Raw genomic sequence first — 17995 nt, forward strand, 5'->3', positions numbered from 1 at the left:
CGGGTCAGCCTCATCAGGGTGGTGGTGGGCGGGGCGGTGGGGTGAAGGGCCGGAACAGGGGGCCGCGTCAGAGGAGGTCCTCGCGGATGTCGCGCAGGATCGACGTCATGAGCAGCGGGCCGCCGGTGGAGGTCCACGAGGACCCGTCGACCGGGATGACGTGGTCCTCCGTCACGGCCCGCAGGGCGGCGAAGGCCGGGCGCGACCGGGCGTCCTCGAGGGCGCGGCGGGCCCCCTCGACGTCCGCGGCCCCGCCGGCGTCGGGGTTGGCCACGCTCGACCCGCCGAGCGTGCCGAAGAACATGTAGTCGGCGTCGATGTCGCGGAGGTTCTCCTCCGAGACCGGTTCGGAGTGCCCGCGGCCGTCCCGGTCCTGGGCCGGCGGTCGCCGGAGGCCGACGTCCTTCAGCGCCCGCCCGGGCGGGAGGTCGTTGAGGATGAGCGACGCGGAGTTGCCCTGCCAGCGGACGATGGAGAACGTCTTGTCCGCGTACCGGCCGAGCTCGCCGGCGAGGGTCCGGGCCTCGTCGTCGTACCGGCCGAGGACGCCGTCGGCCCGGTCGCCGAGGTTGACGGCGTCGGCGACCCGGCGGAAGTTCTCCCGCCAGTCGCCGCCGGCGTAGCCGGTGTAGACGACGGGGGCGATCTGGCGGAGCTGGGCGATGATCGGCGGGTTGTTGTTGACGCTCGTGCCGTCGATGAGGATGAGGTCGGGGCGGACGGTGCCGATCGCCTCGAAGTTCGGCTGGCCGACGCGGCCGACGAGGGGGAGTGTCCGCGCCGACTCGGGGAGGTACGGTGACACCGCCCGCTGGCCGCGGCCGGCGACGACGCCGACCGGCGTCACGTCGAGGGAGAGCAGTCCGTCGAGGACCGGCTCGGAGAGGGCGACGACCCGCTGCGGGGCGGCGGGGACCGTGACGGTCGTGCCCTCGACGTCGGTGACGGTCCGCGTCTCACCCGCCACCGTGGCGCCGGTGCCGCCGCACGCGGTGAGCGTCACCGCCGCGACGAGGGCCGAGAGCACGGCGGCGAGGACGGCGACCGCCGGGTGGCGGGAGGGGCGTCGCGCCGCCCGGGGCGGCGGGGTGGAGGCGTACCGGAGGTGGGGCATGGGTCGGGTCTCCTCGGAGTGCTGCATGACTGCTTCACAATAAGTGCAGCCTTAGCTCCAGACAAGAGCCGACCGGGGAGGGCGACCGGTGGGGGCGACGGTGCGGTCCCGGAGTGTCCGGGGTGTGCCAGTGCCGGTGGGGGAGGACGACCGGTTCGACGCGGTCACGGCCGCCGGGACTGACACGGACGTGTCGCTGACGGCCCCGGCCGGGGACACCCGACCCGCCGACCCCCGGGGATCAAGAAAGACCCCCTGAACAGGGGGTCATGCGGGCGAACCGCGGGTCTCACGGGCGGGGCGGGCGGCGGGAGCCGGACGTCACCGGTTGAAGTCCGCGCGGCAGGACGCCATCGTCCCGCCCTGGTACCCGCGGAGGAAGCTGTCCCGCCGCTGCTCCGACGAGCCGTGCGTCCACTCGCCGGGGTCGACGCCCTGGCCGGAGGAGGACTGGATGGCGTCGTCGCCGATCGCCTTCGCGGACGTCACCGCCTGCTCGACCTGGTCCTGGGTGATGGGCTCGAGCACGGCGTCGTCCCCCTGGTCGGCGTGGCTCGCCCACAGGCCCGCGTAACAGTCGGCCTGGAGCTCCATCTTCACGGCGTTCGAGTCCGGGCCCGGGTCGTTGTAGTCCGACAGCCCGATGGTGCCCTGGAGCTTCTGGATGTGGTGCCCGAACTCGTGGGCCAGGACGTACATCTGGGAGAACGGGCCGTCGGACCCGCCCATCCGGGCCAGCTGGTCGAAGAAGCCCGTGCCGATATAGACGGTCGTGTCGGAGGGGCAGTAGAAGGGTCCCGACGCCGTGGCGTCCGCCGCCCCGCAGCCGGTGCGGGTTTGTCCGCTGACGCGCAGGACGTCCGGCTGCGTGTACCGGATGCCCGCCTCGGCCGGGAGGACCTGCCCCCACACGCGGTCGAGCGAGGTGGCGGTGCCGTCGATCCGGCAGTCCACCTTCGTGTTGAAGTCGTCGACCGTCCGGCACTCGGCCGCGGTGTCCGTGCCCTTCCCGGTGTCCCCGGAGAACATCGACGCGCCGCCGTTCATGAAGAACAGCACCGCGGCGACGACGATGAGCCCGACGACCCCGCCCCGTCCGCCGCGGCTGAGCAGCAGTCCGATGAGCAGTCCGCCCATGCCCCCGCCGCCCCCGCCGAAGCCTCCGCCGCCGAGGCCTCCTCCGGCGCCGCCGCCCCCGCCGGAGGAGCTGCGGCCGCCGGAGCCCTGGATGTTCCCGTTGAAAGTCACGTCGTCGAGTATGCCGGGGCCGTGGAAGCCACGGCAACCTGCGGTGACCGGCGGTGACCGGCGGTGGACGCCGGCCGGGTATGCTGACAGGCTGAACGTCCGGACGCGCGGACGCGGCCGGAGACCCGGCGGCGGACGGCGTCGGGACCGGGAACCCCCGACAACCACCGAACACCCTGGAAGGAACACCTCGACGTGCTGCGGACCCATCTCGCCGGCGAACTGCGCTCCGACAATGTAGGAGAGACCGTCACCCTTACGGGGTGGGTCTCCCGCCGCCGCGACCACGGCGGGGTGATCTTCATCGACCTCCGCGACCGCTCCGGCGTCGCCCAGGTCGTCTTCCGGGAGAGTGAGGTCGCCGACCGCGCCCACGCCCTGCGCAGCGAGTACTGCGTGCGCGTGACCGGCGTCGTCGAGGCCCGCCCGGAGGGGTCGTCGAACCCCAACCTCGCCTCCGGCGACATCGAGGTCAACGTCTCCGACCTCGAGATCCTCAACGAGTCGACGGCGCTGCCCTTCCAGATCGACGACCCGGCGTCGGGCGGCGAGGTCGGCGAGGAGACCCGCCTGCGGTACCGCTACCTCGACCTCCGCCGGGCGACGCAGGGCGACGCGCTGCGGCTGCGCTCCCGCGTCAACGCCGCCGCCCGCGGCGTCCTCGCCGCGCACGACTTCACGGAGATCGAGACCCCGACCCTCACCCGGTCCACCCCCGAGGGCGCGCGGGACTTCCTCGTCCCCGCCCGGCTGCGCCCGGGGACCTTCTACGCGCTGCCCCAGTCGCCCCAGCTGTTCAAGCAGCTGCTCATGGTCGCGGGCATGGAGCGCTACTACCAGATCGCCCGGTGCTACCGGGACGAGGACTTCCGGGCCGACCGGCAGCCGGAGTTCACGCAGCTCGACGTCGAGATGAGCTTCGTCGACCAGGAGGACGTCATCTCCCTCGCCGAGGAGATCCTCGTCGCCCTGTGGCGGGAGATCGGGTACGAGATCCCGACGCCGATCCCGCGCATGACCTACGCCGACGCCATGCGGCTCTACGGGTCCGACAAGCCCGACCTGCGCTTCGACATCACGATCACCGAGTGCGCGGAGTTCTTCCGGGACACGACCTTCCGCGTGTTCCAGAACGAGTACGTCGGCGCCGTCGTCATGGCCGGCGGGGCCGACCAGCCCCGCCGCCAGCTCGACGCCTGGCAGGAGTGGGCGAAGCAGCGCGGGGCCAAGGGCCTGGCGTACATCCTCGTCGGCGAGGACGGGGAGCTGTCCGGCCCGGTCGCGAAGAACATCACCGAGGCCGAGCGGGCGGGCATCGCCGCCCACGTCGGCGCGGAGCCGGGCGACTGCATCTTCTTCGCCGCCGGGGACACGAAGTCCTCCCGGGCGCTGCTCGGCGCGGCCCGCGACGAGATCGCCCGGAAGCTCGGCCTCATCCGCGACGGCGACTGGGCCTTCACGTGGATCGTCGACGCCCCGCTGTTCGAGCCGGCCGCCGACGCGACGGCGTCGGGCGACGTCGCCCTCGGCCACTCCTCGTGGACCGCCGTGCACCACGCGTTCACGTCGCCCAAGCCGGAGTGGATCGACTCCTTCGACGAGAACCCGGGGGAGGCGACGGCGTACGCCTACGACATCGTCTGCAACGGCAACGAGATCGGCGGCGGCTCGATCCGTATCCACCGCCGCGACGTCCAGGAGCGGGTGTTCGCCGTCATGGGCATCGGTGAGGAGGAGGCCCGGGAGAAGTTCGGGTTCCTCCTCGACGCCTTCGCCTTCGGCGCCCCGCCGCACGGCGGCATCGCGTTCGGCTGGGACCGGATCGTCAGCCTCCTCGGCGGGTTCGACTCGATCCGCGACGTCATCGCGTTCCCGAAGTCCGGCGGCGGCGTCGACCCCCTCACCGACGCCCCGTCGGAGATCACCGCCGCGCAGCGGAAGGACGCCGGCATCGACGCGAAGCCGCGGCGCCGGGACGCAGCACAGCCGGAGGGCACCGCGCCCGCCGGGGACGGCCGGAAGTGACCGGGACCCGGTCGCGCCCGCCCGCGCGGGGCGGCCGGGCACCCGGCACCCCCGGCGGTCCGACGGGGACCCGGCGACGACCACGGACATCGAGGACGGAGCAGTCATGAGCATCGAAACGACCGTCGCGGCGGCCAGCCACCTGCTGGCGAACCGCTTCGGCGGAGCGCAGGAGCTCTCCCAGCCGGAGGATCTCGGCGGGGACGGCCCGGCCCTCGTGCTGCGCGTCCGCGTCGCCCCGAACCCCTTCCTCCAGGAGCGGACCGTCGTCGTCAAGCAGCTTCCCCCGCTCAGCGACGACGCCGGCGACTCCGGCGCGGCGATGATCCGCGAGGTCGTCGCCTACCAGTACACGAACACCCTCGCCGAGCACCTGCGGCCCGGCCCGCTGCTCCTCGCGCACGACCTCGACCAGCGGCTCATGATCCTCTCCGACGCCGGCGACGGCGTGAGCTTCACCGACGTCCTCACCCTCGGCGACGCGGAGGCCCGCCGTTCGGGCCTGCGCAAGCTCGGCCGCGCCCTGGGGACGATGCACGCGGCGACGTCGTCCGGGGAGGCGAGCTTCGAGACGCTCCACCGGCGGCAGTGCATGAAGCACGGCGTCGACCCGGACGGGGAGCTCAGCCGCGACGTCGACGTCGCGGGGCTCGCCTCGACGGGTATCCGGCTGCTCGAGGACGACGGGGTCCCGGTGAACCCGACCGTCCGCGCGTTCGCGGAGGACTCGTCGTCGCGGCACGGCCACCAGCACCTCCGGGCGTTCACCCCCTTCGACCTCACGCCCGACAACATCATGCTCACCGAGCGCGTGGTCTTCCTCGACTACGAGTGGGCGGGCTTCCGCGACGTCGCCTTCGACGTCGCCAGCGTCATCGCGGGCTTCCCGCAGGACACGACGACCCCGCTGCCCGACGAGGGCGACGTCACGGAGTTCATCGCGGCGTGGCGCTCCGAGGTCGAGGCCGCGTGGCCCGCGGTGCGGGACGACGCCGTCCTCGCCGGCTCGGTCATGACGGCGCTCATCGGCTGGGCGCTCATGGGCCTGTCCCTGCTGCACTACGGCACGCTCGACGTCCGCCGCGCCGGCCAGGCGGGCCCCGGGGTCACCCGGGGCGACGGCAGCCACATCAGCACGATGCCGCAGGAGCACCTCCGGGACCTCGCGACGACGGCGGAGGCCATCCGGCGCTTCGCCGGCGCGATGGACGACCCGCGGTTCCCGGCGGTGGGGGAGTTCGCCGGCGCGCTGCTCGAGCGGCTCGCCCGCCTCGGGGCGACGCCGCAGGTCCGGTGACGGACGGGGTGGACATGACCGGTGACGACGCCCTCTTCGGCGTGTCCGGCGACGGCGCCGACGGCGGGTCCGGGGACACCTCCGGCCGCGGCGCCGGCGCGGGCGGCACGACCGGTGACCGCGCCGCCCGGGACTACTTCCACCCCGGCACCCACGCGCCGCTCGCGGTGCGGATGCGGCCGCGGACCCTCGACGAGGTCGTCGGTCAGCGGCACGTGCTCGGCCCCGGGTCGCCGCTGCGCCGGCTCATCGACGGCGACGGCGACACCTCGGTCATCCTGTACGGACCCCCGGGCACGGGGAAGACGACCGTCGCGTCCCTCATCTCCTCGGCGTCGGACCGGCACTTCGAGGCCCTGTCGGCGCTGAACTCCGGGGTGAAGGAGGTCCGGGCCGTCATCGAGGCCGCCCGCCGCCGGCTCGTCCACGGCCGCCCGACCGTGCTGTTCATCGACGAGGTCCACCGGTTCTCGAAGACCCAGCAGGACGCCCTGCTCTCGGCGGTGGAGAACCGGACTGTGCTCCTCGTCGCCGCGACGACGGAGAACCCCAGCTTCAGCGTGGTCTCCCCGTTGCTGTCCCGGTCGCTGCTCGTGCAGCTGCGGCCGTTGGGGGACGACGACGTCGCCACCGTGCTCCGGCGGGCCGTCGACGACCCCCGGGGGCTCGCGGGCCGGGTCACCGTCGACGGTGAGGCGTTGGCCCAGCTCGTGGCCCTGTCGGCGGGCGACGCGCGGCGTGGCCTGACGTACCTCGACGCCGCCGCGGAGTCCTGCGCGGACGGGGCGACGCTCACCGTCGACGACGTGCGCCGCAGCATCGACCGGGCCGTCGTCCGCTACGACCGCGACGGCGACCAGCACTACGACGTCACCAGCGCGTTCATCAAGTCGGTCCGCGGGTCCGACGTCGACGCGGCGGTGCACTACCTCGCGCGCATGATCGAGGCGGGGGAGGACGCGCGGTTCATCGCCCGGCGGCTCGTCATCCTCGCCTCGGAGGACATCGGCGTCGCCGACCCGACGGCGATCCAGGTGGCGGTCGCGGCCCACCAGGCCGTGCAGGCCATCGGCATGCCCGAGGGCCGGCTGCCGCTCGCGCAGGCCACCATCCACCTCGCCACCGCGCCGAAGTCCAACGCGGTCATCGCGGCCGTGGACGCGGCGCTCGCCGACGTGCGGGCGGGGAAGGGAACCGTCGTCCCCGCGCACCTTCGTGACGGGCACTACGCCGGGGCCCGGGACCTCGGCAACGCCATCGGGTACGCCTACCCCCACGACGACCCGCGGGGGGTGCTCACCCAGCGGTACGCGCCGGAGGACCTCGTGGGGGTGCGGTACTACCGGCCGACCGACCACGGGCACGAGCGGGTCCTCGGGCCACGGACGGAGGCGCTCCGCGGGATCGTCGACGGCGCGGCGCCGCAGCCGGGAGGATCCCGCGACGGCCCCCGGGACACCGGTGGGTAGAATGCTCACACGATGACCGGACACCCGGCCGGGCACGGGCCGGGGTCCGCACCGGACCGGTGCCCGGCCACGACCCCGACGACCCGGACCCCCGGGTGGACCGGGGGGCCGGACCACCGGCCCGACCGCGTGCCAGACAACCAGCCAGGACCACGAGCGAGGTAGCCCCACCGTGAAGACCCATGAGATCCGTCAGCGATTCACCGACCACTTCGTGGCCGCCGGTCACACCGCGGTGCCGAGCGCGTCGCTGATCCTCGACGATCCGAACCTCCTCTTCGTCAACGCCGGCATGGTCCCGTTCAAGCCCTACTTCCTGGGCCAGCAGACCCCGCCGTTCGACACGGCGACCTCGATCCAGAAGTGCGTCCGCACCCTCGACATCGAGGAGGTCGGTGTCACCACCCGCCACAACACGTTCTTCCAGATGGCGGGCAACTTCTCCTTCGGGCGGTACTTCAAGGAGGGCGCGATCACGCACGCGTGGTCGCTGCTCACCGGGTCGCTCGACGAGGGCGGGTTCGGGCTCGACCCGGAGCGGCTGTGGGTCACCGTCTACACCGACGACGACGAGGCCGCGGGGATCTGGGAGCACACCGTGGGTCTGCCCGCGGAGCGGATCCAGCGCCTCGGCATGGCCGACAACTACTGGTCGATGGGCGTGCCCGGGCCGTGCGGGCCGAGCTCCGAGATCTACTACGACCGTGGGCCGGAGCACGGCCGCGAGGGCGGCCCGGTCGTCGACGACACCCGGTACATCGAGATCTGGAACCTCGTGTTCATGGAGAACGAGCGCGGGGAGGGCCGGGGCAAGGACGACTTCGAGATCGTCGGTGCGCTGCCGAAGAAGAACATCGACACGGGCATGGGCGTCGAGCGCCTGGCGTGCATCCTCCAGGACGTCGACAACGTCTACGAGACGGATCTGCTGCGCCCCGTCATCGACGTCGCGGAGACGCTCACCGGCTCCGCCTACGGCGCGAACCACGCCGACGACGTCCGGTTCCGGGTCATCGCGGACCACTGCCGCACCGGCCTCATGCTCATCCTCGACGGCGTCACCCCGGGCAACGAGGGGCGCGAGTACATCCTCCGCCGTCTGCTGCGCCGGATCATCCGCTCCGCCCGGCTCCTCGGCGCGACCGGGGACACGATGGAGCGCCTCATGGACACCGTCCGCGAGACGATGACGCCGTCGTACCCCGAGATCGCCGACAACTGGGACCGGATCCGGTCCGTCGCCGTCGGCGAGGAGAAGGCCTTCCTCAAGACCCTGGAGTCCGGGACCCGCCTGTTCCGGTCGGCGGCGGAGAAGGTCCGCGCCGAGGGCGGCACGACGCTGGGCGGGGAGGAGGCGTTCGCCCTCCACGACACCCACGGCTTCCCCATCGACCTGACGATGGAGATGGCCGCGGAGGCGGGGCTGTCCGTCGACGAGGGCCGGTTCCGCGCGCTCATGGACGAGCAGCGCGCCCGGGCGAAGGCGGACAACGACGCGAAGAAGCACGGCCACGCCGACGTCAGCGTCTACCGGCCGTTCGTCGACAACCACCCGACGGTCTTCCTCGGGTACACGGACCGGCAGGCCGAGGCGGAGATCCTCGGCATCATCCGGGACGGCGCGCTCGTCGACCGGGCGCGCGAGGGTGAGCGCGTCCAGGTTATCCTCGACCGCACGCCGTTCTACGCGGAGTCCGGCGGCCAGCTCGCCGACCGGGGCACGCTGCGCGCCCCCGGCGGGGCCGGCGACGTCGAGGACGTGCAGAAGACCGGCAAGCGGGTGTGGGTCCACTCCGTCGCGGTGACGGGCGGGGAGTTCGCCGTCGGTGAGCGGGTCACCGCCGTCGTCGACGACGCGTGGCGGCACGCCGCCCGGCAGGCGCACTCCGGCACGCACCTCATCCACGCGGCGCTGCGGCAGGTCCTCGGCCCGACGGCGGTGCAGGCCGGGTCGATGAACCGCCCCGGCTTCCTCCGGTTCGACTTCTCCTACGGCGAGCAGCTCACCGAGGACCAGCTCCGCGAGATCGGGGACGTGACGAACTCCGCCGTCGACGCCGACTGGGCGGTCAACACCGTCGAGACGAGCCTCGACGAGGCGAAGGCGATGGGGGCGATGGCCCTCTTCGGCGAGAACTACGGTGACCGGGTGCGCGTCGTCGAGATCGGCGGGCCGTTCTCCATGGAGCTCTGCGGCGGCACGCACGTCGACCACTCCTCGCAGATCGGCCCGGTGTCCGTCCTCGGCGAGTCCTCGGTCGGCTCCGGCGTGCGCCGCATCGAGGCGTACACGGGCCTGGACTCCATGCGGCACCTGTCGACGGAGGCGGCGCTCGTCACGAGCCTCGCCACCGACCTGCGCACCCCGTCCGCGGACCTGCCCGAGCGCATCGCGTCGCTGTCGGCGCGGCTGCGCGAGGCGGAGAAGCGGATCAACCAGCTCCGGGCGGCGGAGGTGACGTCGAAGGTCGGGGAGTACCTCGCCCAGGGCACCCCCGAGGGGGAGGTCACGGTCGTCGCGGTGCGGCTGCCCGACGGCGTCGGCGCGGGTGACGTGCGCACCGCCGTCGCCGAGGCCCGTGGCCGGGCCGGCGCGGAGCCCGTCGTCGTCCTCCTCACCTCCGTCACCGACGGCAAGGTCCCCTTCGCCGTCGCGTGCACCCCCGCGGCGGTGGACCTGGGGGTGCGGGCCGGGGACGTCGTCGCCGCGTTCGGCGCGGAGGTCGGCGGCCGTGGCGGCGGGAAGCCGGAGATGGCCCAGGGCTCGGGTTCCTCGCCGGAGGGGATCGACGCCGGCCTCACCGCGGCGCGCCGTGCCGTCCGGGACCTGCAGCAGTGAGCGGGGACGCCGCGGGGTCCCCGGACCGGCCGGGTGACGACGACCCGGGCCGCGGCCGGCGACTCGGGCTCGACGTCGGGACCGTGCGCATCGGCGTCGCGGTGAGCGACCCGGACGGGATCCTCGCCACGCCGGTGGAGACGGTGCGGGCCGAACCGGGCACCGGGGACCACCCGGGTCACGAGCTCGGCCGGATCCTCGACATCGCCGAGGACAACGCCGTCGTCGAGGTCGTCGTCGGTCTGCCTGTGACACTCCGGGGCCGGGACACGGCGAGCACCCGCCGGGCGCGGGTGTACGCGGAGACGCTGCGGGAGGAGCTCGGGCCGTCGGTGCCGGTGCGGCTCGCCGACGAACGCCTGTCCACGATGGCGGCGACGCAGGCCATGCAGGCGTCGGGTGTGTCGGCGAGGAAGGGCCGTGGCCGCATCGACCAGGCGGCCGCGGTGCACATTCTCCAGGGCTGGTTGGACGCGCGGAGGCGCACCATTTCGTGACTTTTGCCCGATCCGTGACAGAATAACGGAAGTGTAAAGATCCGGATGCGACTACGGCACATGCGTGGGTACGGTGGCGAGGCTGCCGTGAGGCGGGTGCCGGACCGTCCGGCGATCCCCTGACCCGAGATGAAAGGCACAGGTCGTCCATGCCGACTACGCGGAGCGCCGAACCGAAGTACCGCCGCCGCCGACAGATGGCCGGAGCGCTGTCGATCGCACTGGTGGTGCTCCTCGTCGCCATCGGCGGCTACGTGTACTACGTCCGTGAGGTCGCCGCGACCCGTGACTACGACGGCACCGGCAACGGCACCGTCGTCATGGTGCGCGTCGACCAGGGTGACTCGGTCGCCTCCCTCACCCAGGAGCTGCTCGACCGGAAGATCATCGGCAGCCGGGGTGCGATGCTCCAGGCCGCCGAGGAGTCGGAGCACTCCGGGTCCGGGGGGCTCCACGCCGGGTACTACCCGCTGCAGGAGAAGATGTCGGCGAAGGCGGTCATGGACACGCTCACCGACGAGTCGAAGCGCCGCGGTGTCGTCGACATCCCCAACGGCCTGCCCCTCGACGACGTCCGCGTCGTCGGCGGCGACACGCGCGAGGGCGTGCTCACGCTCATCTCCCGGCAGACGTGCGAGGGGACCGGGGACCGGGCGACGGACGCGACGTGCGTCACCCCCGAGGAGCTGAGCGACACGATCGCGCAGACCTCCCCGGAGGAGCTCGGTGTCCCGGCGTGGGCGGTCAAGCCCGTCTCGGCGCGCGGGGACGACCCGCGGCGCATCGAGGGCCTCATCGCCCCCGGCGTCCACCTCTTCGACCCGACGAGCGAGCCGAAGCAGATCATCCACGACATCGTCGCCTCCTCGGCCGAGACGTACGAGGGCACGGGGCTCGAGCGCTCCGCGCAGTCGCTGGGGCTCACGCCGTACCAGGTCATCACCGCCGCCTCGCTCATCGAGCGGGAGGCCCCGGAGGGGGACTTCGACAAGGTCGCCCGCGTGATCCTCAACCGCCTCCACGAGAACAAGAAGCTCGAGTTCGACTCGACGGTGAACTACAGCGTCGACGAGCAGGAGGTCGCGACGACCGACGAGGACCGTGCCCGCCGCACCCCGTGGAACACCTACGCCAAGGAGGGGCTGCCGGACACCCCGATCGCGTCGCCGGGGCTCCAGGCCCTCCACGCGATGGAGAACCCGGCCGACGGTGACTGGCTCTACTTCGTCACGGTCGACAAGGACGGCACGACGGTGTTCAACCGGGACTTCTCGGAGCACGAGAAGGCCATCGAGCAGTCCCGCCAGGGCGGCGTCCTCGACAGCGGGCGGTGACCGACGTGACGGACGGTGACGCCCACGGCGGCCCCGCGACGCCGGGGGTCCTCGACGTCGACGGGTTCCTCACCCTCGCCGCGCACCGCACGCAGGTGTGCGCCGTCCTCGGCCGGCCGGTGGACCACTCCCGGTCGCCGGAGCTGCACCAGGCCGGCTACCGGGCGCTCGGTCTCGTCGACGCGACGTACGAGCGGGTGGAGGCCGGCGAGGCCCAGGAGATCCGCCGGCTCCTCACGGACGCCCCGGCGTCGGTCCGCGGGTTCTCCGTGACGATGCCGGGCAAGGCCGCGGCCCACGACCTCGCCGACGAGATCACGGACCGCGCCGCGCTCATCGGCTCGGCGAACACCCTGGTCCCCCTCGACGGACCCGACGGGCGCCGCTGGCTGGCGGACAACACCGACGTCGACGGCCTCGTCGCGTGTCTCGACCATGTCGCCCCGGGGGAGGCGCTGCGGGGGCGCACGGCCGTCATCGTCGGCAACGGGGGGACGGCGCGGCCGGCGGTCGCGGCGGTCGCGGCCGCGGGGGCACGGGCGGTGACCGTCGCGGCGCGCTCGGAGCGGGCGTTGAACCTGCAGACCCTCGTGGAGTCCTACGGCATGGACTTCGACTGGGTGCGGCTCGACGACCCGGCGGTCGACGCGCACTGCGCCGGTGCCGCGGTCGTCGTCTCGACGGTGCCGGAGGCGGGCGCGGCCCCGCACGCCGATGCGTTCGTCCGGGCCGGCGCGGTCGTCGACGTCATCTACGACCCGTACCCCACGACGCTCCAGGCGACCGCGCTGCGTCGCGGGGTCCCGGTCGCGGACGGCCTGCGAATGCTCGCGGGCCAGGCGGAGGAGCAGCTCCGGCTGTTCACGGGGCACCGGGCCCCGGAGGGTGAGATGCTGAGGGCGGTGCTCGCCGGACGGTGAGCCCGTGCGGGGGGCGGCCGGTCGGGGACCGGCGGGGTGCGGAGGCCGCGGGACCGGTGGGACAGGCCCGGGGCGGAAGTGCCGGGCCCGGGGGCGGGGGAGAACCGACGGTGGGGACGAACGGGGGACGGGATGTCGTGGGTCATGGCCGGCTGGGCCGGTGCGCTGGTGTGGAGTGTCGCGCTCGTCGTCGTGGACGTGCGCTCACTCCGGCTTCCCGACGCCCTCACGCTGCCGGCGGTCCCGGTCGCGGTGGTGCTCGCCGTCGTCACGGGGCACCCCTGGGCGGTGGCCGGGGGCCTCGGGTGGGCGGCCGCGGGGCTCGTCCCGGGGGCGCTGAGCCCGCGGGCGCGGGTCGGGGGCGGTGACGTCAAGCTCGGACTGTCCCTCGGCACCGTCGCCGTCGTGGCCGCCGGACCCGCGGGGTGGGTGGGGGCGGTCGGCGGGGCGTCGGTCGTGACCCTCGCGCTCGCCCTCGGCGGGGGCGGGGGGCGGCGTCGACCCCCGGGACCGGGACCGGGACGGCCCGTGACGGTCGTGCCCCACGGCCCCGGGATGGTCCTCGCGACATGGGCGGTGGTGCTCGCGGCCGGGTACGTGCCGGCGTGGTGACCACCGGGGGAGCCGACTGTTCCGCGGCGACACGGTTCGTGAGACAATGCGACCATGCTTCGATGGACGACAGCGGGAGAGTCCCACGGCCAGGCCCTCATCGCCCTGGTCGAGAACATGGTCGCGGGCGTGCCGGTGACCCGCGACGAGGTGTCGCGGCAGCTGGCCCGCCGCCGCCTCGGGTACGGACGGGGGGCACGGATGTCCTTCGAGGCGGACGAGGTGACCCTCGTCGGCGGCGTCCGCCACGGCCTGACCCTCGGCAGCCCCGTGGCGGTCATGATCGGCAACACCGAATGGCCGAAGTGGACGACCGTCATGTCGGCCGACCCCCTCGACATGTCCGACCCGGAGGTCGCCAGGGAGATGGAGGGGGCGCGCGCCGCCCGCCTCACCCGCCCGCGTCCGGGCCACGCCGACTTCGCCGGGATGCTGAAGTACGGGCACACGGAGGCCCGCCCGGTCCTCGAACGGTCGTCGGCGCGGGAGACCGCCGCCCGCGTGGCCGCCGGCACCGTCGCCCGGTCCCTCCTCCGGGAGGTCACGGGGGCGGAGGTCGTCAGCCACGTCATCTCGATCGGCCGGAGCACCCCGGCGGCGGGCCGGACGCCGACGCCCGCCGACGTCGACGCCGTCGACGCCTCGCCCGTGCGGACCCTCGACCCGGAGGCGGAGCGGTCGATGATCGCGGAGATCGACGCCGCGAAGAAGTCGGGGGACACCCTCGGCGGGATCGTCGAGGTCGTCGTCGACGGCCTGCCCGTCGGCCTCGGCAGCCACGTCAGCGCCGACCGGCGGCTCGACGGCCGCCTCGCCGGCGCGCTCATGAGCATCCAGGCGTTCAAGGGCGTCGAGATCGGCGACGGGATCGAGGAGGCCCGCCGCCGCGGGTCCGAGGCCCACGACGAGATCGACGCCGCGCCCGACGGGGGCGTGACCCGGCGGTCGAACCGGGCCGGCGGCCTGGAAGGGGGCATGACGAACGGGGAGCAGCTGCGGGTGCGCGCTGCGATGAAGCCGATCTCGACCGTGCCCCGGGCCCTGGCGACGGTGGACATGGACACCGGCGCCGCCGCGTCGGGGATCCACCAGCGCTCCGACGTCTGCGCCGTCCCGGCGGCGGCGGTCGTCGCGGAGTCGGTCGTCGCCCTCGAACTGGCGCGGGCGCTGCTCGAGTCCTTCGGCGGGGACAGCCTCGAGCAGACCCGGCGGAACTACCGGGCGTACCTCGACGAGGTCGCCGGCCGACTCGACTGGAGCGACCGGTGAGCCCCCGGGCGGTGCTCGTCGGCCTCCCCGGCGCGGGGAAGTCGACCATCGGCCGCCGGCTGTCGCACGCGCTGAACGTCCCCGTCGTCGACACCGACGACCTCATCGAGGCCGCCGAGGGCATGACCTGCGGCGAGATCTTCGCCCGACGGGGGGAGCCGTACTTCCGGGACCGCGAGGAGTCCGCGGTCCGTGACGCCCTCGCCACCGACGGCATCGTCTCCCTCGGCGGGGGGTCGGTGCTCTCCGCGGCGACGCGGGCGGCGCTCGCCGACCACCTCGTCGTCCACCTCCACATCACCCCGGAGGAGGGCATCCGCCGGACGGTCGCCGCCGGTGGCCGCCCCCTGCTCGAGGCCCCCGACCCCGAGGCCCGGTACCGGGAGCTCGCCGACGAACGGCAGCACCTCTACGAGGAGGTGGCGACGGTGACCGTCCACGGCGACGGCAAGGAGCCGCAGCGCGTCGTCACGGACATCCTCCGCTTCATCGACGAGATCACGTGCGACGCCGCGTCCGGGGAGGCCGCCCGATGACCGGCGCGGACCGGACCGGGGCGGCGCCGGGCCCGGGCGGGGTCCGGACCGTCACGGTCGCGACCGCGAACCCGTACCCCGTGCACATCGGCCGGGGGGCGACGCAGCTGCTCGCCCCGGCGGTCGCGGACCTGGGGGCCGCCCGGGCCGTCGTCGTGCACCAGCCGGCGCTCGCCGGGACGGCGCGGCGGGTGTGCGCGGAGCTCGAGCGGCAGGGCCTGGCGGCCACGACCCACGAGCTGCCGGACGCGGAGGACGGCAAGACCGTCGCGGCCGCGTCCGCGTGCTGGGACACGTGCGCCCGCCACGGCCTGACCCGGCGGGACGTCGTCGTCGGCGTCGGCGGCGGGGCGGCGACGGACGTCGCGGGGTTCGTCGCGGCGACGTGGATGCGCGGCGTGCCGGTCGTCCAGTACCCGACGACGCTGCTCGCGATGGTCGACGCCGCCGTCGGGGGGAAGACCGGCATCAACACCGCGGCGGGGAAGAACCTCGTGGGGGCCTTCCACGAGCCGTCCGCCGTCATCGCGGACATCGACGTGCTCGACACGCTGCCCCGGCGGGAGCTCGTCGCGGGGAGCGCGGAGATCATCAAGGCGGGGTTCATCGCCGACCCGGCCATCCTCGCGCTCTACGAGGCCGACCCCGCGGCCGCCCTCGACCCCGACGGCACCCTGCCCGAACTCGTCGAGCGCGCGGTGCAGGTCAAGGCGTCCGTCGTCGCCTCCGACCTCCACGAGGCGGGGCTCCGGGAGATCCTCAACTACGGCCACACCTACGGTCACGCGGTGGAGCACCACGAGCAGTACCGGTGGCGGCACGGCGACGCGGTGGCGGTCGGGATGGTCTTCGAGGCCGAGCTCGCCCGGGCCGCGGGCCTGCTGTCCGCCGGGGCCGTCGACCGGCACCGCCGCATCCTGCGCTCGGTGGGGCTGCCGGTGTCCTACGACGGGGCGGACCTCGCGACGCTGACGACGGCGATGGGCCGGGACAAGAAGAACCGCGGCGCCGCCATCCGGTTCGTCGTCCTCCGGGACGTCCCGGGAGGGGGGACCGAACCGACCCGGCTCGACGGGCCGGACCCCGACCTGCTCGCCGCGGCGTACGCTGCGACAGCGGGAGCCGCCCCGGTACCGGGCGGTGACGCACCGACGTCCCGGGAGGGACACGGAGAGGACGAGTGATGGACGCACAGACGGGCACGGCCGGACCGCGACGCACGGTGACGGTCGTCAACGGGCCGAACCTCGACCGGCTCGGCACCCGGCAGCCGGACGTGTACGGCGCGACGACGCTCGCCGACGTCGAGGACGCGCTCCGCCGGCTCGGGGAGGAGCTCGGGGTCGCCGTCGAGTGCCACCAGTCGAACCACGAGGGCGACCTCGTCGACGTCATCCACGCCGCCGCGGACGCGGGCAACCCGGTCATCGTCAACGCCGGGGGCCTGACCCACACCTCGGTCGTCCTCCGGGACGCCCTCGCCGAGGTCGCCGCCGGCGCGGGGTTCATCGAGGTCCACATCTCGAACGTCCACGCCCGGGAGGAGTTCCGGCACCGCAGCCTCCTGTCCCCGCTCGCCGCCGGGGTGATCGTCGGGTTGGGGACCGACGGTTACGCCCTCGCGCTGCGGTACTGGGCCGCCCACGCCGGCGACGACCGGTGAGGCGCCCGCGACGACGCCCCCGGCCGTGACAGACAGACCCCTTGACCGACCGTTCCAGGAGGAACACATGACCGAGAACCAGGCACCGTCCCCGTCGACCGCCCCCGCCCCGGACCACGCGGCCCGCCGCCGGGCCGTCGGACGGCGGATCGCCGCCGCCGGCGCGCACCAGCTGCTCGTGACGGACCTCATGAACGTCCGCTACCTCACGGGCTTCACCGGCTCGAACGCCGCGCTGCTCCTCGCGACCGACGGCGAGGGCGTCATCGCGACGGACGGCCGGTACGACACCCAGGTCCGCCAGCAGACGTCCGGCCTCGACATCCGCATCACCCGGGACCTGTTCCGGGAGCTCACGGCCGCCGCCGGCGACGAGGCCGTCCACATCGAGCCGCAGCTCGCCGTCGGCCGGGCGCGGGACCTCGGGGACCCGGAGATCCTCGGCGGGACGGTCGAGGCCGAGCGCCTCGTCAAGGACGACGCGGAGCTCGCCGCGCTCACCGCCGCGGGCGAACTCGCCGACGCGGTGTTCGTCGAGTTCATCGAGGCCGGGGGCATCCGGGAGGGGATCACGGAGATCGAGGCCGCCGCCGACCTCGAGCACCGGCTGCGCCGGGCCGGGGCGGACGGGCTGAGCTTCGACACGATCCTCGCCTCCGGCACGAACGCGGCGAAGCCCCACGCGGGGGTGTCCCGGGAGCGGATCGTCCCCGGACTCGTCACCGTCGATTTCGGGGTGTACCTCGACGGCTACGCCTCCGACGAGACCCGCACCGTGTGCGTCGGGGAGCCAGACGCCCGCAGCCGGGAGCTGTTCGACCTCGTCCACACGGCGTTCACCGCCGGGGTGCAGACCCTCGCCCCGGGTGTCGCCGGGCGTGACGTCGACGCCGCCGCCCGGCGGGTCATCGCCGACGCGGGCTACGGGGAGTACTTCGTGCACTCCACGGGGCACGGCGTCGGGCTCGACGTCCACGAGGCGCCGTCGGCGTCGACCCGCGCGGCGGACCGGGACGTGCTCCGCGAGGGCATGACCCTCACCGTCGAACCGGGCGTGTACCTCCCCGGTGAGACGGGCCTGCGCATCGAGAACACCTACATCATCACCGCCGACGGCGCGCGGACCTGCAACCCGTCGCCGACGGAGCTCAGGGTCGTCTGACGCGGCTGCT

General features: G+C 74.0%; 15 protein-coding genes. 13 read left to right on the forward strand and 2 right to left on the reverse strand.

Going from position 1 to position 17995, the window contains the following annotated elements; genetic code table 11:
* Nucleotides 1-67 precede the first annotated feature (67 nt).
* Together CBOVI_RS05235 and ypfJ are read right to left on the reverse strand one after the other, a co-directional pair.
* A complete protein-coding gene (locus CBOVI_RS05235; protein WP_010274496.1) occupies nt 68-1141 on the reverse strand; it encodes an ABC transporter substrate-binding protein in 1074 nt (357 codons plus the stop codon).
* Nucleotides 1142-1435: 294 nt separating this feature from the next.
* Nucleotides 1436-2362 carry a KPN_02809 family neutral zinc metallopeptidase gene (gene ypfJ, locus CBOVI_RS05240; protein WP_029158077.1) on the reverse strand — a complete coding sequence of 309 codons (927 nt, stop codon included), beginning with the start codon at nt 2360-2362 and terminating at the stop codon, nt 1436-1438.
* Nucleotides 2363-2557: 195 nt separating this feature from the next.
* On the opposite strand from ypfJ, the gene aspS reads away from it, so the two are divergent.
* The 13 genes from aspS to CBOVI_RS05305 all read left to right on the forward strand — a co-directional run bounded on the left by aspS (nt 2558) and on the right by CBOVI_RS05305 (nt 17985).
* The gene (gene aspS / locus CBOVI_RS05245) at nt 2558-4387 is read left to right on the forward strand and encodes an aspartate--tRNA ligase (RefSeq protein WP_010274492.1); all 1830 of its coding nucleotides are present in this window, start codon (nt 2558-2560) and stop codon (nt 4385-4387) included.
* 106 nt (nt 4388-4493) lie between these two features.
* The gene (locus CBOVI_RS05250) at nt 4494-5684 is read left to right on the forward strand and encodes a phosphotransferase family protein (RefSeq protein ID WP_010274490.1); all 1191 of its coding nucleotides are present in this window, start codon (nt 4494-4496) and stop codon (nt 5682-5684) included.
* A gap of 14 nt (nt 5685-5698) precedes the next feature.
* Entirely contained in the window at nt 5699-7153 is a 1455-nt protein-coding gene (locus tag CBOVI_RS05255; RefSeq protein ID WP_083826133.1) for a replication-associated recombination protein A, read from the forward strand.
* Nucleotides 7154-7325: 172 nt separating this feature from the next.
* Complete coding sequence (gene alaS / locus CBOVI_RS05260; RefSeq protein ID WP_010274486.1) at nt 7326-9992, forward strand: alanine--tRNA ligase; 2667 nt, start codon at nt 7326-7328, stop codon at nt 9990-9992.
* Nucleotides 9989-10489 carry a Holliday junction resolvase RuvX gene (ruvX, locus tag CBOVI_RS05265; protein WP_010274484.1) on the forward strand — a complete coding sequence of 167 codons (501 nt, stop codon included), beginning with the start codon at nt 9989-9991 and terminating at the stop codon, nt 10487-10489. The genes alaS and ruvX overlap by 4 nt, the downstream gene beginning before the upstream one ends.
* A gap of 149 nt (nt 10490-10638) precedes the next feature.
* Nucleotides 10639-11823, forward strand: a complete 1185-nt coding sequence (gene mltG, locus CBOVI_RS05270) for an endolytic transglycosylase MltG (RefSeq protein ID WP_029158076.1) — start codon at nt 10639-10641, stop codon at nt 11821-11823.
* On the forward strand, nt 11820-12743 hold the full coding sequence (locus CBOVI_RS05275; RefSeq protein WP_010274477.1) for a shikimate dehydrogenase: 924 nt from the start codon (nt 11820-11822) through the stop codon (nt 12741-12743). Before mltG ends, CBOVI_RS05275 begins: the two co-directional genes overlap by 4 nt.
* A gap of 132 nt (nt 12744-12875) precedes the next feature.
* Entirely contained in the window at nt 12876-13355 is a 480-nt protein-coding gene (locus CBOVI_RS05280; RefSeq protein WP_010274474.1) for a prepilin peptidase, read from the forward strand.
* A 54-nt stretch (nt 13356-13409) separates the two neighbouring features.
* Nucleotides 13410-14624, forward strand: coding sequence for a chorismate synthase (gene aroC, locus CBOVI_RS05285; RefSeq protein ID WP_010274471.1), 1215 nt, complete (start codon nt 13410-13412; stop codon nt 14622-14624).
* Nucleotides 14621-15160 (forward strand): shikimate kinase, encoded by a 540-nt coding sequence (locus CBOVI_RS05290; protein WP_010274468.1) that lies wholly within the window; start codon nt 14621-14623, stop codon nt 15158-15160. The genes aroC and CBOVI_RS05290 overlap by 4 nt, the downstream gene beginning before the upstream one ends.
* Complete coding sequence (gene aroB / locus CBOVI_RS05295) at nt 15157-16344, forward strand: 3-dehydroquinate synthase (RefSeq protein ID WP_125187397.1); 1188 nt, start codon at nt 15157-15159, stop codon at nt 16342-16344. The genes CBOVI_RS05290 and aroB overlap by 4 nt, the downstream gene beginning before the upstream one ends.
* A complete protein-coding gene (aroQ, locus tag CBOVI_RS05300; protein ID WP_010266086.1) occupies nt 16344-16823 on the forward strand; it encodes a type II 3-dehydroquinate dehydratase in 480 nt (159 codons plus the stop codon). The genes aroB and aroQ overlap by 1 nt, the downstream gene beginning before the upstream one ends.
* Before the next feature lie 67 nt (nt 16824-16890).
* Nucleotides 16891-17985 carry a M24 family metallopeptidase gene (locus tag CBOVI_RS05305; protein WP_010266090.1) on the forward strand — a complete coding sequence of 365 codons (1095 nt, stop codon included), beginning with the start codon at nt 16891-16893 and terminating at the stop codon, nt 17983-17985.
* Nucleotides 17986-17995 lie beyond the last annotated feature (10 nt).

The sequence above is a fragment of the Corynebacterium bovis DSM 20582 = CIP 54.80 genome, from assembly GCF_030408615.1.
Lineage (GTDB): Bacteria > Actinomycetota > Actinomycetes > Mycobacteriales > Mycobacteriaceae > Corynebacterium > Corynebacterium bovis.

Coding starts and splice junctions, on each gene's coding strand:
- CBOVI_RS05305 (WP_010266090.1), top strand. CDS start 16,891: ATGACCGAGAACCAGGCACCGTCCCCGTCGACCGCCCCCGCCCCGGAC.
- mltG (WP_029158076.1), top strand. CDS start 10,639: ATGCCGACTACGCGGAGCGCCGAACCGAAGTACCGCCGCCGCCGACAG.
- CBOVI_RS05250 (WP_010274490.1), top strand. CDS start 4,494: ATGAGCATCGAAACGACCGTCGCGGCGGCCAGCCACCTGCTGGCGAAC.
- aroQ (WP_010266086.1), top strand. CDS start 16,344: ATGGACGCACAGACGGGCACGGCCGGACCGCGACGCACGGTGACGGTC.
- aroB (WP_125187397.1), top strand. CDS start 15,157: ATGACCGGCGCGGACCGGACCGGGGCGGCGCCGGGCCCGGGCGGGGTC.
- CBOVI_RS05255 (WP_083826133.1), top strand. CDS start 5,699: ATGACCGGTGACGACGCCCTCTTCGGCGTGTCCGGCGACGGCGCCGAC.
- CBOVI_RS05280 (WP_010274474.1), top strand. CDS start 12,876: ATGTCGTGGGTCATGGCCGGCTGGGCCGGTGCGCTGGTGTGGAGTGTC.
- aroC (WP_010274471.1), top strand. CDS start 13,410: ATGCTTCGATGGACGACAGCGGGAGAGTCCCACGGCCAGGCCCTCATC.
- CBOVI_RS05235 (WP_010274496.1), bottom strand. CDS start 1,141: ATGCAGCACTCCGAGGAGACCCGACCCATGCCCCACCTCCGGTACGCC.